Raw genomic sequence first — 15,398 nt, forward strand, 5'->3', positions numbered from 1 at the left:
AAAAATAAAGTTAGTTAGAAAGACGAACATAATCAGAGAAGGAGTGTTTTTATGAAAAACATTATGCTAGTGTGTGTAGCGGGAATGAGTACTAGTTTACTAGTGTCAAAGATGCAAAAAGCCGCACAAGAACAAAACATTGAGGCAGATATTTATGCGATTGCTGAAGGTGAGGTTGACAAAGTATTAGCCACTAAAAAGGCGGATGTGCTGTTACTCGGTCCACAAGTCCGTTACTTAAAAGGGACATTTGAAAAAAAATACAAGGCAATGAATTTTCCGATTGATGTCATTAACATGGCGGATTACGGCATGATGAATGGCGAAAATGTTTTAAAGCAAGCGTTAACGTTGATTGGTTAAGGGGGAGAGACAATGGAAGAAACAGTTTTAATGGAATCCATTATGGGACTGATTGTGCATAGTGGTAATACGAAAAGTGAGTGTATGGAGGCGATTCAGCTAGCCAAAAAAGGGCAGATTCAGGAGGCGAAGGAAAAAATACAGTTAGCCAATGATGCATTAATTGAAGCACATCATTCTCAAACGGCTCTACTGTCACAAGAGGCAAGGGGAGAAAAAGTAGAAGTGTCAATGCTATTAATTCACGCACAGGATCATTTAATGAATGCCATTACGTTTCGTGATTTAGCAACTGAAATGATTGAGTTATATGAACGAATCAAAGGGGAGTAGCATCAAGTCTTGATGTCACAATAAAAAGCAAAGGGAGTGTGTGAAAATGTTCCGTTTTTTAGAAGAAAAATTTGTGCCGGTTGCAGCTAGAGTAGGGAATCAGCGTCATTTAGTTGCCATTCGCGATGGCTTTATTACGATCATGCCATTGACAATTGTTGGATCACTTGCAGTGCTTGTTAATAATTTGCCTATCAAATTTTATCAAAATGCACTTGATTCTATCTGGAAGCATGAAACTTGGACACAGTGGGGCGGGAATATTTGGAACTCGACATTTGGAATTCTCTCGCTATTACTTGCTTTTACAATTGCTTATAATCTTGCAAAAAGCTATGAAAAGGATGGACTTTCAGCCGGTGTCATCAGCCTTTCCAGTTATATGACATTTGGTACCCTTGGTGAAGGTGGATTATCAGGCTTAACAACCGGTACAGGTGGTTTGTTTATAGCCATTATTGTTGCATTGCTGTCAACTGAAGTATTTTGTAGATTGTCTGGCAATCCTAAGCTACTCATAAAAATGCCGAATGGTGTACCGCCAGCTGTTTCAAAATCATTCGCTGCATTATTACCTGCTATTATTACAATTGGTTTATTCGCTCTAGTTCGTACGATTATTTCGGCAGGCTTTGATATTCCTGATATTGTCGGTTCATTCTACTCAGCGATTCAAGAGCCGTTTATGGGCTTAACGAATACATGGGTTGCGGCTTTAATTTTAGCATTCATTCCTACGTTTTTATGGACATTGGGTGTTCACGGTGCTAATATAATCGAACCATTTATGCAAACGATAAATTTACCAGCTATAGAAAAGAATGTAGAGGCAATTTCATCTGGGGGAGTAGCGCCATACATCGTCAATAAGCCATTCTTTGATGCCTTCATCAATATGGGTGGCTCTGGTACGACAATAGCACTTATTATAGCTATTTTCATTATCGCTAGAAAAAATAAACAATATAATACCGTTGGAAAACTGTCGGCTGCACCAGGTCTTTTCAATATTAATGAACCATTACTTTTCGGTCTTCCAATTGTGTTAAACCCAGTGTTATTTGTACCGTTTATTTTGACACCAATGATTAACGTAACAATTGCTTTCTTTGCAACAAAGTGGGGCTTTGTGCCAGCAGCTACCGTTTCACCACCATGGACAACGCCACCGATTATTAATGGATTTTTAGCGACCCAATCTTGGCAAGGAGCTGTACTAAGTCTTGTTTTATTGATCGTCGCAGTGTGTATTTATTTACCGTTTATTTCGATGGCAAATCGTATTGCAAAACAGAATGAACAGCGAGCAGCTGAATCAGAGGCTCAAAACGAACAGAACGTTACAAAATTAGAAAATCAAAAAGTAGAAGTGTAATTGTGAGCTAACGGAGGTATTTGAATTGAGAAGATTAGGGATTTCACTATATCCTCAGCATAGTACACTAGAAGATATGAAGCGATATGTTCAGCTCGCTCATGACAATGGTTTTGATCGAATATTTACATGTCTTATGTCGTTAAATAATGATCAGGAACGACAAAAATTACAGCAAATTAATAAATTTGCGCAGCAGCTTTGCTTTGAAATTTCAGCTGATATTGCACCGGCTGTTTTTGAGGATTTAGATTTAACGTATAAAGATATTGCTTATTTTAAGGAGCATTATCATTTAGCAGCCTTGCGCTTAGATATGGGTTTTTCTGGCCAGGAAGAAGCGTTTATGTCTCTTGATGCAAGCAATTTAAAAATAGAATTAAATATTAGTAACGGTACTAAATATGTAGAAAATATATTATCCTATCAAGCGAATAAAGATAATATTGTTGGCTGTCATAATTTTTATCCGAGACGTTTCACGGGTCTATCACGTCAACATTTTTTACAAACTTCTCAACAATTTAAAGCTAACCATATTCGAACAGCAGCCATGATTTCATCACAGCATGCTTTGTTCGGGCCCTGGGAAGAAACCGAGCATGGATTGCCTACATTAGAAGAGCATCGTCATCTGCCAATTACTGTGCAAGCGAAGGATTTATGGCACACTGGTTTAATAGATGATTGTATTATCGGCAATATGTATGCTTCAGAGGAAGAAATACGTGCATTAGGCCAATTAAATCGCCATAAGCTAGAGCTGAAGGTTGAGCAGTCTGATGAAACGTCTATTTTGGAAGAAACTATTCTTTTTAAGGAGCCGCATTTTAATCGTGGCGATGTTTCGGATTATGTAATCCGTAGTACGCAATCGCGTGTTAAATATAAAAATGGCGACTTCCCTGTACACGATAGCCACCCATTACAATTGGGGGATGTGACAATCGATAATAATTTAGATGTACGTTATAAGGGTGAGCTCCAAATAGTTTTAAAGGAAATGCCGAATGCCGGATCCACAAATGTTATTGCAAGAGTTGTAAAAGAAGAGCAATTTTTATTAGCACATATTCAGCCTTGGGCATCATTTGGCTTCACAAAATGATGACAAAAGAAGGGGTTAAGCCATTAGTTGAAAGTGCTTAATCCCTTTTTTATGGTTCATCACCAAAAGCTGTGGATGAGAAGCGAAAGTGAAAAAGCGCTCAGTCGGAACGGAAATCAACCACACGTTTTGGTAGTGATCCTTTTTTATTTTGGTTTTGCCATGTTTTCTAAGCCAGGGCGAAATTGACTGAGAGGAAAGGAGCAAAGATATGTATGTATTAGCGATTGACGGTGGTGGAACGAAAACGTCAGCAGTGATTTGTGATGAGCTGGGCAATGTTTATGCCAAAGTAGTAACGACTCGGAGCAACCCAACAGCAATGGATGTTCAATATTTTAAGTCAACGATTCATGATATACTACAAAATTTGCATCAACAAAATCCCCAAGTATTTGCAGCAATAGATAGTTGTTTTGCTGGCATGGCTGGGGTTAAGGAGCTACAGGCGGAAGAAGTTGTAGAAACAATCGTACGTCAATACGTCCCTAAAACAGCCAAAATTTATGTTGATAATGATGCTTTAATAGCACTGTATGCAGGCACACTTGGGCAGGCGGGTATTGTGCAAATCGCAGGGACAGGCGCTATCACAATGGGCTACGATCGTGAGCAACATTTTCATAGAGTAGGGGGCTGGGGCTATCTTTTCGATGATGAGGGCAGTGGCTATGATTTAGGTGTTCAAGTGTTAAGGGCTATTTTTCAAAGCTATGATGGACGAGGAGACCCAACAGCTTTGTCAGATGTTGTACTACGTTATTTCTCTGTGGAAAATGTACCACAATTAATAGCGTGTATATATGGAGAGGAGCATCCTCGGACAGTGATTGCTCCGTTAAGTAAATTTGTTTTTGACGTGGCAGCAGAAGGTGATCGGATTGCTCTCCAGATCATTGAAAATGCATGTAAGAAATATTATGCAGCGATTAAAGCATGCTATTTGAATATGACTTGGGAGGAAGGGGACGTACCTGTTGTATTAATGGGCGGCGTATTTAATAGGGAAGCATATTTTTTACCGAAATTACAGCAATACGTACAAGCTGATGAGATTCCATTGCAATTTATGGCACCGGTCTTAAAACCGATCGGTGGGGCAGTCATTGCGGCTTTGAAGCAAGTAAACGTCCAGCTTGGCTCAGATTTTGCGGAATCCTTCTCCAAAAATTATGAACAGTAATAAAAGTAGAGGACAAAGGCAATTGAATGACGCTTTATTCAATTGCCATCTAAATTCTCAAATAAAAACTTATATTAATTTTTTAACCTTTACATACATAAAAGTATTTTGATTGGGAAACCTTAATTTTTTTAGTTATCATTTTCACTTGCTGAATGTCGTGATAAAATGTAAGATAGGTTTGATTTTATCTTAGTATTTAACTAGGTTTACTAATAAAGTAATCAGAGTGGCGTCTTAAGCAACCCTCTGATTATTAGTTTTCACCAATTAGGCTTTTACAGGCAGTGTTCTTCCAACGAATAGAAATGATGAGATTATTACTGCCTGTTAAGCATGATAAAAATTCAATAGACGGAGAGTGTAAGGATGTTACATCAATTTTCACGTAACGAGCTCGCAATAGGAACTGAGGGACTCGAAAAATTAAAAAATACAACGGTTGCCATTCTTGGTGTAGGCGGCGTAGGTTCATTTGCAGCCGAGGCATGTGCACGAAGTGGTATTGGGCGTATTATTTTGGTAGATAAGGATAATGTAGATATTACGAATGTTAATCGTCAATTAGTTGCCTATTTATCAACTGTCGGAAAATCTAAGTCAGGTGTCATGAAAGAGCGTATTGCTGATATTAATCCAGCGTGTGAAGTAATCGATATGCATATGTTTTACACGGAGGAAACATATGAGGAATTTTTCGCACAGGGCATAGATTATGTCATTGATGCTAGTGATACCGTGATGTATAAAATTCATATTGCGAAGGAATGTCTAAAGCGCAATATTCCAATTATATCTAGTATGGGTGCAGCCAATAAAATGGACCCAACTCGTTTCCAAATTGCGGATATTTCTAAAACACATACAGACCCATTGGCTAAAGTAATCCGTACAAAATTGCGGAAGGAGGGTATTCATAAAGGCGTAACAGTTGTGTTCTCAGATGAGAGTCCTATTGTTGTTCGCCCAGATGTCGTGGAGCATGTCGGAAAACCGGATGCAGCGATCCGTAAAGCAAAAATGCCTCCATCTTCTAATGCCTTTGTTCCTTCAGTAGCAGGCCTAATCGCAGCCAGCTGGGTAGTGAATACAATCTTAAAAGACGTAAAAATTACACGTGTACAAGGATAAAACAATGTTTTGCGGATAAAGTTGGGCTTTTAAACAATATCTATCGATAAACTCAAATAATTTCGCAAAAAAGCGTAACGAAAATCACCTCAGTTACAATGGTGAGCTATTTTATGGAAGTAGCTGTCTGATTTAAGGCAGCTACTTTTACTATGTTACAATAGGAACGTTGTTAAAAAGAGTCTACGATATTTATGGGTATCTTTACAGAAATTGACGCCTAAACGTTATCGCATGCCTAACATTTGTTGTAGAACCTATAAAAGGAGGCAAATTATTTTGGAGCAAATCTTTCAAATGGAATATAGGGGCTTAAATCTATTCGATGAAATTAGCACAGTAGAATTAGCTATTGATGAAGAAGGGCAAACAATTCACATTTTTGATGTTGGACAAGTTGTTAGCCCTATTTTTAATTTTGATGTTTCAGCCTATGAGCTATCGGATGGTTTTTACAAAATGGCAGATATACTTCGACATAAACGTATATTGACAAATCAACAGCCAGGTAGTGAACAAACGCTTAGTGAGTGGTTAATTACAAATACAGCCTATTTTTATATACCACAAAAAAGAATAAAAAAATATGCACAAGGAAGTATTATAGAAATTGTTGAACGAACAAATGAGCAATCATTATTTGGTGAATATGTACAAAGAATATAATTTTACCAAAATTGTTCGCCTTAAGTGCTCAAAATGCTATTAATTCACTAAATTGTCTTATTTTTTTCATGTGACCACTTCTCTATTTGGTTTATTGCTATACTTTTAATAATTCCAATAGATAATAAGAAAGTTTGTTTAGAAGTGCAGAACTGACAACATGGGAGAGTGAGAAAATGGAAATTCAAGTAATTCGTGATCATTTAGACATTGTAAAACTTCAAAAGAAAATGGATGATATTGTATTTGATTATTTGGATACATCTAATAATTATCCTAAGGCTATGAGAGAACTAAATCCTTTATATACACAAGCTACAGTATTTTATAAAGAGTATTTAGACAATAGAGCGGGAGAATTACCAAGTGCTAATACATATTGGCATTTATTTATAGATTGTTGTGCAAAGCTTTGCTACTTTTTAGCGGCATCTACTTATTATTCATCGAATGAGTTACAAAAAACTCCTGAAAAAGTTGAACGATTATTAACGGTTGCTGCCTATTCTTTACCTAACATAGAGCAGGAAGAGAATGAACAATTATTATCATCAATTTTTGCACTTTATCGTGAAGTCGTAGGGGATGAAGAAAAAATAGCATCATTACGAACTGCAGTACTTGAACAAAAAGGTGCAGTCAAACAATGCTTACAACAATTTAAAGTATTTGTTGAGAATGAACGTACGAACTAATTTAGGCGCATTTTCTTAAAATAGAATACCAGATTTAGAATCTGCTTACTTTTTGCGGTTGATCCAGCAATCCTTACAGCACTCTGTATTGTAAGGGGGGATGGGGTTTCCAGTTCTTAAAGTTTTGCAGATTTTTTTATGATAAATTATTGAAAAAGATCATTATAGTAGTGTTAAAGTTTTGTTGTGAAGAAATAAAAAAAGGACTTTTTTCTTAAAAGGTATTTATAGATTTTTGTCGAAATATAGTTAAAAATTGCAAAATCTATTTTGCATTTTTTAAAACTTATAACGAATGGAGTATCAATCCTTATGATGATTGAGGATTGTTCCAGGATGTAAGAATTTAAGGAAGGGGGCCGTTCGTTCCATGTTAATAAACGGTATCGAAATCGATTTGTCGAAATTAGAAAAACCACTCTTATTAGTAAGTGAGGATGAGGAACTTCTATTTCGACAGCTTATACAACCAATACTTCAACATGAGCTAGTCCAATGTCAATTAGCTCTTTCGACCAAAAAATCTATCTCATTAGTGAAGGATTTTTGGTTGGCAATGTATAAAGATCGAGAAAAATTATATATCAACAGTGAACATGCGCTCCAGTATCCAATTCGTTTAATCATATTCGAACTGGTGACACAAGCCGATTACTTTAAACGTTTGTCGAAAAAATCCTTTGGAGATGAATGTCTGGCACTTATTTATGCCATTGTCCTATTGCAATTTGTCTTACAGTGGATAAAAGAAAGGTTTAGTGAAAATAAAGAAGTTTATGAGGCATTAAAATTATTATATAGAACTACAGAAGATAATGGAGATGATCAAACCGCTCCATCACGGGAGCAATCAATTGGTCAAGCTATTGCTGTAAAAGCGATTCGCTCTGAAGTAAGGGAGAACTCCCAGGAATTTGCTAGTCTACTCTATCAAACCTACAATTTTCTTCATTATTTACATGATATTGAAAAAGAAAAAGAGGGAATAGAAACGACAAGATTACCATCGATGAGAAATGTAGAAGATACATTGAATCGATTTTACAATAAACGCTACACAACAAATAAGGCAAGCTTTACAGGATGAATGCTTCACAGACTGTCTTGTTTTTAGGGAAATTAAAGAAGAGCCTTATTTTCGCTACAGCTAAACAATGCGTCCAGAATCGACTTTGTGCTTAGGTCTACATTAGGGCTAATACGATGTCGGACATTTCGGTAAAGCCACAGGACGTGGCGTTTTTACCAATACAGGTCAGTTAGCCGTTATCGCATGGATGCGGTATTTAGGCTACTATCCAATAGGAAGTCCTATTGATATTCGCAGGGAGGCATTGGGCTAATGTGAAGTTGGTTACTGTGTGATTTGTTGTTCTATCTGTTGCAGCACTTTCGCAGTGATGAATGGCCACAGGAAGTGGGCGTTCTTAAACTGAGTTCCTCTTTTTCAGCAGGTGTTTGGGCACCCACTGAAAAAGTAACTCAAACCTGCATTCATCACTACATAAAACATCTGTAGTTGCCGCTGCGCTTGCGCTACAAAAGATTTACTGAAAAAGATAAAATTGACGTGCACTATTTCCGTGAAAAAACGTTATTGTTTTTTGTTTCAAGAAACGTCATTACTTTTCGTCCTTATGAAAAGATTTAAGCTTTTCATAGATTCCTGCCATTCGTTTTTCTTCACCTGCAATAACAGGTTTATAAAACTCTGTACCCGCAAGCTCATCTGGTAAATACTGCTGGTCTACCCAGCCACCGAATGTTCCGATAGGGCTATTGTGGGGATATTGATAGCCTACATGACCTAAATCTTTTGCTCCTTCATAGTGAGCATCGCGTAGATGATGAGGAATATCGCCTGTCTTTCCTGCATGAATGTTGGCAATGGCGGCATCAATAGCAACAATTGCAGAATTAGATTTGGATGCAAGGCACATTTCAATCACAGCACTTGCAAGCGGTATACGCGCCTCGGGTAGCCCTAAACGCTCTGCAGCTTGTACAGCCGCAAGCATGTGCGGTCCTACATCAGGATTGGCAAGGCCTATATCCTCATAAGCCATAACAAGTAAACGTCGACTAACAGCTACTAAATCACCTGTCTCCAATAAATGAGCTAAATAATACAATGCTGCATTCGTATCACTTCCGCGAACTGATTTTTGTAATGCAGAAAGCAAATTATAGAAATGGGACCCTTTTTTATCACCATAAACCCCAATTCTGCCGACAAGATGCTCAATAATATGATCCGCAGCGATTGTTTGACCATCTACTTCATCACTTGCATAATAAATGGATTCAAGCAAAGTTAATGCCTTTCGAGCGTCACCATTAGCTGCTTCAGCAATTTGCTCCATTTGGTCATCTGTTAAGACAAACTGATATTTACCTAGCCCGCGCTTTTCATCTAAAAGTGCTTTTTTTATCAGCTCGATTATATTTTCTTTCGTTAAACGTTTTAGTTGATATATTTCTCCGCAACGTGAGCGGATGGCGGGATTTACATCATGGTACGGATTTTCCGTTGTAGCCCCTACTAACACGATTGAGCCGTTTTCAACATGTGGTAGCAAAGCATCCTGCTGCAATTTATTAAAACGATGAATCTCATCCAAAAAAAGAATGACTTTTCCTGAGATTCTAGCTTCCTGTACAATATCCTCGACATCCTTCTTCCCAGCACGAGTAGCGTTAAGTGCGAAAAAGGGGAGCTTTGAGCTTCCTGCTATGGCATTCGCTATTGATGTTTTGCCAATACCTGGCTCACCGTAAAGCAACATGGATGGAACATGCTCATTTTGAATCATTTTATAAAGAGCAGTGTTAGGACCAATAAAATCTTGGTGCCCGACAATCTCATCAAGGGTTAAAGGACGCATGCGATAAGCGAGTGGTTCATTATGCATTAAAAATTCCCCCTGTAAACGGTTTTCTTTTTGATTGATAAATGTTTTTTTGTGCTTATAATGAAGCGTTACATAGTATTTTGCCTAACTAAATAAAGGCGCAATTAATAGTATATCATAACCTCCTGAGAGTATTTCCGAGTTATACGAGAGGAGATTATGATATACTGTTTGTAGTATTTTTGACTAGACTATTTGAGGGTGATAAAATGAAAATTTCTACAAAGGGCCGTTATGGACTAACGATTATGATTGAATTAGCAAAGCATTATGGAGAAGGACCTATTCCATTACGTAAAATTGCTGCAGAAAAGGAACTTTCTGAGGCATACTTAGAGCAATTAGTTTCACCACTACGTAACTCAGGCTTAGTGAAAAGTGTACGCGGTGCATATGGTGGGTATATGCTAGCAAATCCACCAAGTGAAATTTCAGCGGCTAATGTTATTAGTGTGTTAGAGGGACCAATTCAACCAGTAGAAGGTATTGAAAATGAAGAAGCACCTCAGCGAGAGTTATGGCTTCGCATTCGTGATGCTGTGAAAAATGTATTAGATACAACGACAATTGAGGATTTAGCACAATATACTGAGGAAAATGTAGCGGAAGGCTATATGTTCTATATTTAAAATTTGGCTAAAATACATCTCTCCACTTTGAGGCAGGGAGATGTATCTTTAGTGTTTTAAGTACAAAGGAGTTTTCAACATGAATTCATATATTTATCTCGATCATGCAGCGTCTTCACCAATGAATGACAAAGTAATAGACTCAATGACTACAGCAATGCAACAGGTTTATGGAAATGCATCAAGTATTCATGGGATAGGTCGAGAGGCGCGCAAATATTTAGATGATGCACGGGAAATACTAGCTCAATCAATTGGTGCTCAACCTGGGGAAATTATTATTACAAGTGGCGGTACAGAGGCGGATAATACAGCTATTTTTGGCACTGTGTATGCACGTACGGCTGAAGGGAAGCACATCATTACTACACAAATTGAACATCACGCCGTGTTACATACTTGTGAAAAGCTAGAGAGAGATGGCTTTGATGTAACATATTTGCCGGTTGATGAAAACGGACGTGTTTCTGTAGAAGACGTACGAAATGCATTACGTGAAGATACAATTTTAGTAACGATTATGTACGGTAATAATGAAGTTGGTACAATTCAACCGATTGCTGAAATTGGTAACTTGTTACGTGAACATAAGGCTATTTTCCACACAGATGCTGTACAGGCATATGGTTTAGAGTCAATTAATGTGAAAGATTTACACGTTGACTTACTAAGTGTTTCCGCGCATAAAATTAATGGTCCAAAGGGAATTGGTTTCCTATATCAAAAAGCTGGGACACCATTCACTAGTTATGCATTAGGGGGAGCACACGAGAAAAAACGTCGAGCAGGTACTGAAAATGTGCCCGCAGTGATTGGCTTTGGGACTGCAGTGCAAATTGCAAATGAGTTGCGAGAAGAGAAGCGAGCGCTATACAATCGCTTTAAGCAAATTATGCTGGATGTTTTCATGAAAGAAAAACTAACATTTCATATGAATGGGGATTTAGAAAATACACTCCCACACGTTTTAAATGTAAGTTTTTCTGGTATGGAAGTAGAGTCATTCCTAGTCAATCTTGATATGGCAGGTATTTGCGTATCGAGCGGTTCTGCGTGTACAGCTGGTTCGATTGATCCATCACATGTTTTAGTTGCGATGTTTGGACAAGGAGCTGAGGAATTACGTAACTCGATTCGCTTTAGCTTCGGTCAAGGATTAACAGAGGCTGATATACAACATGCGGCTGAAAAAACAGCAGCGATTGTGAAAAGATTAGCGAAAAAATAGTTTGTTAAAAATTAACATTTAATGGAATTTTAATAAAAGAAAAGGTGACCAAAATGAAAGAAACGCGTGACCCCTCACAAATTCGTGTTGTTGTCGGCATGTCGGGTGGGGTAGATTCTTCGGTTGCTGCATATTTACTAAAACAACAAGGATATGAAGTAATCGGGATATTTATGAAAAACTGGGATGATACAGACGAAAATGGCGTTTGTACAGCTACAGAAGACTATGATGATGTTATTAAAGTATGTAATCAAATCGGCATTCCTTACTATGCAGTGAATTTTGAAAAGCAATATTGGGATAAGGTTTTCACATACTTTTTAGAAGAATATAAAGCAGGACGCACGCCAAATCCTGATGTTATGTGTAATAAGGAAATTAAATTTAAAGCGTTTTTAGAGCATGCGATGGATCTTGGAGCTGATTATTTAGCTACTGGTCACTATGCTCAAATTGATCGTAGTGGCGATGGCGAAGTTAAAATGCTTCGAGGTATTGACAATAATAAAGATCAAACGTATTTCTTAAACCAATTATCGCAGGAACAATTGTCGCATGTAATGTTTCCAATTGGACATATTGAGAAAAAAGAAGTCCGTAAAATTGCGGAGGAAGCTGGGTTAGCTACAGCGAAGAAAAAAGATTCAACGGGAATTTGCTTTATTGGAGAGCGTAATTTCAAAGAATTCTTAAGTCAATTTTTACCAGCCCAACCTGGTAAAATGGAGACAATGGAAGGTGTCGAAATGGGCCAGCATGACGGATTAATGTACTATACACTCGGTCAACGTCATGGTCTTGGAATTGGTGGTGACGGTGAGCCTTGGTTCGTTTTAGGAAAAGATTTGGAACGCAATGTGCTACTAGTTGGACAAGGTTTCAACAATGATTCGCTATATTCTACTTCACTAACTGCCGTAAAAATGAACTACACTTCGACAAAAAAATTGCCCGGGAAATTTTCATGCACAGCAAAATTCCGTTATCGTCAAACAGATACACCAGTAGAGGTGGAAATTTTAGAGGATGGACGTACACATATTACGTTTGCTGAGCCAGTACGTGCGATTACACCTGGACAGGCTGTTGTACTATACAACGGTGAGGAATGTTTAGGTGGCGGTACAATTGACGAAGTCTTTAAAAATAATGAAAAACTAACATATGTAGGTTAATTTGCGAAAAGACTGCTTATACTACCTTTATTGAATTGTATAGAGTTTAGGCAGTTTTTCGCTACATAGAGGTGAACAAAACAATGAATTTTAATGAGCAGGGCATTCAAGCGTTTCAAGAAAAGCGCTACGAGGATGCTGCACAACTTTTTACACAAGCAATTGAAGCAGATCCTGAAAATCCAATTGGTTATGTGAATTTCGGAAATCTCTTAGCGGTTTTAGAGGATACAGAACGTGCAGAGCGTTTTTTTCAAAAAGCAATTACTGTTGATGAAACGGCAGCTACTGCTTATTACGGTTTAGCAAACTTATATTATAATGCTGAACGATATGCGGAAGCGGTAAAGCTTTACGAACAAGCGCTCAAGCATAAAATTGAAGGCGCAGATGTTTATTATATGATGGGCAAATGCTTTGAACGATTGGAAAATCCGAAGCTGGCACTACCATATTTACAACGTGCTTCAGAGCTTGCACCAGAAGACACACAAATTCGTCTAGCATATGCAATCGTGTTATGTGCGTTAGAAATGTTCGAAGAAGGTAAAAAAGAATTAGATTATTTGATCGAACTGGATTGGAATAACGCAGATGCACATTATAATTTAGGTGTACTATATGCGGTATCTACAGAGCAAACTGAAGATGCTATGTACCACCTGAAACAAGCCTTTACATTGCAGCCAGAATACGACCAAGCACGTTATCTTTATGATATGATTGCACAACGGTTTAACTAAAAAATTAAAAGCTTACAAAACACAAAAGGATGCCAAAATTACGTTGGCATCCTTTTGTGTTGCTAAACAATTAACTTAGGGTCTCAAATTAAAGCTTTTCGACAAAGCAAGGAGGTGATTTCCGCTCCAGCTGGGCGATTTGTAGTTGTTGCTGTCGCTTCGCTTTCGCACAGATAAAACAATTGTTGCTGTCGCTTCGCTTTCGCACAGATAAAACAATTGTTGCTGTCGCTTCGCTTTCGCACAGAGCAGAGCTTCCTCCTGGGGCGTCCTTTGAGCCGCTTCACTCGCGTTGCTCGCTCTATTAAACAGCGCACAAACAACGCTCTTTGCTATTTTTTGGGTACCAAAGGGAAGGAACATGGTCCTCGCTCTTGTTCAGATTGTAAAGATCCTATGTGGGATGGTTACATCTGTGACGCTAATCCCTAAGGAGTCAATCAGCCTCCACTCCAATCACCCACTTTATTTAGCGTGTATTTTCTTGCATAGGATGTCGTGAAAAGCAATAATACTATTGTGTTCAGCTTGTCTATGCATACTAATGCTGAGGAATTGTTGATTATTCACGTAGAGTGGCGATGTAGTATTATAAACAAGATTGATCATTTATAATAATGTTTGATTAAAAATCCTGTGTTGATAGCAGGATTTTTTTTGTTCAACAAACAGGCCAGATTATTGAAAACAATAAGATATGTTATCAAACGACGCTTTGGGCGCTTTTATTTTTTAGTTTTATGCATTTTATTTTTCTCATCACACAAAAAATTCTGAAGTATCATTTATCAAATGATATAATTGGATAAATTGTAATTATAAGGAGGTGTAATATGGATAAAAATGAAAGATTATTTAAAATAAGTACATTATTAATTATTTAAGGTTTTTTACTTATCATAGGCAAAGGCTGGATTGGCAATCTATTAGCGAACATCTGGCTTAATATGGTAGGCGGAACTGCCGATACTAATGTCTATGAATTTCAAAAGTATTCATATTCATCAAGCTTTCTATCTTTAGGGAATATTTTATTTGGAGTAGGTTTACTTGCAATGCTATTTTCTTGGTATAAGAAGCAAGAAGATTAGCTGCTATATCTCTGTCTATACACTATACTGAATTTTAAATATAAAAAGTCGGAATGACTAACTGTGTATGCATTATGTCCCTGTGTAGGACAAGAACTTTCCACACTAAAAGTAGTTGTTAGATAAGCAATCTTTAATGATTTGTCTAAAGGTGTAGTTTTATAAAAAAGATTAATCGTTTAAAACAAAAATTGATCATTTATAATAAAGTTTGATTAAAAATCCTGTTTTGATATGCAGGATTTTTTTGTTCAACAAACGTGCCAGATTGTTGAATAGGGGGTCTAGTCAGATTTATGCGGATTTACAACGGTAAGTAAAGTCCCAAAACGAGGGTTTGGCGACATTATGCTATTACAGTTGGAAAATCTATACAAAAATAACCAACATCCTACATACAGGCAGTTGGTTATTTTAATATTTTTAATTGTTCATATTGAATGGAGTTCTCTTCTTCTCCAGGTTCACTTGCTCATAAGCGAGATTACTTTTCATTTCGGCTGAAATTTTATAGAGCGAATATAAGCCTCTATTTCAATATGTAAGAAATGCCAATGAAAAAATGTGAATCATAGATTTGTCTGTATTCTTCAATCGTCACGGAACTTTTTACATTGGCTATGTAGAAAATAAATGCCCCACCTATAGCGAATGAAGGCAATAAGTATACGTATGGATTTTCGCTAAACAAGGCAGAAGTAATTGGTATTATATTGGTAAATCTAATCCCCATTTGGCAGTCCATCATAACGCAATTTTCTTC

At 37.3% G+C, this 15,398-nt stretch carries 15 protein-coding genes; 13 read left to right on the top strand and 2 right to left on the bottom strand.

Annotation, left to right across the window (positions count from 1 at the left end; genetic code table 11):
• Nucleotides 1-51: 51 nt before the first annotated feature.
• The 9 genes from MWJ95_RS12960 (at nt 52) to MWJ95_RS13000 (ending at nt 7,941) form a co-directional block, all read left to right on the top strand.
• Nucleotides 52-363 (top strand): PTS sugar transporter subunit IIB, encoded by a 312-nt coding sequence (locus tag MWJ95_RS12960; protein WP_249072687.1) that lies wholly within the window; start codon nt 52-54, stop codon nt 361-363.
• A 12-nt stretch (nt 364-375) separates the two neighbouring features.
• Nucleotides 376-696: a PTS lactose/cellobiose transporter subunit IIA gene (locus MWJ95_RS12965; RefSeq protein ID WP_249072686.1), complete on the top strand. Its 321-nt coding sequence runs from the start codon at nt 376-378 to the stop codon at nt 694-696.
• A 46-nt stretch (nt 697-742) separates the two neighbouring features.
• Complete coding sequence (locus MWJ95_RS12970) at nt 743-2,071, top strand: PTS sugar transporter subunit IIC (RefSeq protein WP_249072685.1); 1,329 nt, start codon at nt 743-745, stop codon at nt 2,069-2,071.
• A gap of 25 nt (nt 2,072-2,096) precedes the next feature.
• Nucleotides 2,097-3,179: a DUF871 domain-containing protein gene (locus MWJ95_RS12975; RefSeq protein WP_249105913.1), complete on the top strand. Its 1,083-nt coding sequence runs from the start codon at nt 2,097-2,099 to the stop codon at nt 3,177-3,179.
• A gap of 211 nt (nt 3,180-3,390) precedes the next feature.
• Complete coding sequence (locus MWJ95_RS12980; protein ID WP_249105915.1) at nt 3,391-4,362, top strand: N-acetylglucosamine kinase; 972 nt, start codon at nt 3,391-3,393, stop codon at nt 4,360-4,362.
• 369 nt (nt 4,363-4,731) lie between these two features.
• Nucleotides 4,732-5,493 (top strand): tRNA threonylcarbamoyladenosine dehydratase, encoded by a 762-nt coding sequence (locus MWJ95_RS12985; protein WP_249072682.1) that lies wholly within the window; start codon nt 4,732-4,734, stop codon nt 5,491-5,493.
• A gap of 279 nt (nt 5,494-5,772) precedes the next feature.
• Nucleotides 5,773-6,159, top strand: coding sequence for a hypothetical protein (locus MWJ95_RS12990; RefSeq protein ID WP_249072681.1), 387 nt, complete (start codon nt 5,773-5,775; stop codon nt 6,157-6,159).
• A 176-nt stretch (nt 6,160-6,335) separates the two neighbouring features.
• Nucleotides 6,336-6,854 carry a hypothetical protein gene (locus MWJ95_RS12995; RefSeq protein ID WP_249072680.1) on the top strand — a complete coding sequence of 173 codons (519 nt, stop codon included), beginning with the start codon at nt 6,336-6,338 and terminating at the stop codon, nt 6,852-6,854.
• Between the two features lie 370 nt (nt 6,855-7,224).
• Nucleotides 7,225-7,941 (top strand): hypothetical protein, encoded by a 717-nt coding sequence (locus MWJ95_RS13000; RefSeq protein ID WP_249105917.1) that lies wholly within the window; start codon nt 7,225-7,227, stop codon nt 7,939-7,941.
• A gap of 535 nt (nt 7,942-8,476) precedes the next feature.
• Here the strand turns inward: MWJ95_RS13000 and MWJ95_RS13005 are convergent.
• A complete protein-coding gene (locus tag MWJ95_RS13005) occupies nt 8,477-9,766 on the bottom strand; it encodes a replication-associated recombination protein A (RefSeq protein ID WP_249072678.1) in 1,290 nt (429 codons plus the stop codon).
• 209 nt (nt 9,767-9,975) lie between these two features.
• On the opposite strand from MWJ95_RS13005, the gene cymR reads away from it, so the two are divergent.
• The 4 genes from cymR (at nt 9,976) to MWJ95_RS13025 (ending at nt 13,544) form a co-directional block, all read left to right on the top strand.
• Nucleotides 9,976-10,395, top strand: coding sequence for a cysteine metabolism transcriptional regulator CymR (cymR, locus tag MWJ95_RS13010; protein ID WP_053484768.1), 420 nt, complete (start codon nt 9,976-9,978; stop codon nt 10,393-10,395).
• A gap of 79 nt (nt 10,396-10,474) precedes the next feature.
• Nucleotides 10,475-11,623, top strand: coding sequence for a cysteine desulfurase family protein (locus MWJ95_RS13015; RefSeq protein ID WP_249105921.1), 1,149 nt, complete (start codon nt 10,475-10,477; stop codon nt 11,621-11,623).
• 53 nt (nt 11,624-11,676) lie between these two features.
• On the top strand, nt 11,677-12,801 hold the full coding sequence (gene mnmA, locus MWJ95_RS13020) for a tRNA 2-thiouridine(34) synthase MnmA (protein ID WP_249072676.1): 1,125 nt from the start codon (nt 11,677-11,679) through the stop codon (nt 12,799-12,801).
• 83 nt (nt 12,802-12,884) lie between these two features.
• Nucleotides 12,885-13,544, top strand: coding sequence for a tetratricopeptide repeat protein (locus MWJ95_RS13025; protein ID WP_249072675.1), 660 nt, complete (start codon nt 12,885-12,887; stop codon nt 13,542-13,544).
• A gap of 83 nt (nt 13,545-13,627) precedes the next feature.
• On the opposite strand, the gene MWJ95_RS13030 is transcribed toward MWJ95_RS13025, so the two are convergent.
• Nucleotides 13,628-13,789, bottom strand: a complete 162-nt coding sequence (locus tag MWJ95_RS13030) for a hypothetical protein (protein WP_249105924.1) — start codon at nt 13,787-13,789, stop codon at nt 13,628-13,630.
• Between the last annotated feature and the right edge of the window lie 1,609 nt (nt 13,790-15,398).

The sequence above is a fragment of the Lysinibacillus sp. Bpr_S20 genome (assembly GCF_023337835.1).
Classification (GTDB): domain Bacteria; phylum Bacillota; class Bacilli; order Bacillales_A; family Planococcaceae; genus Lysinibacillus.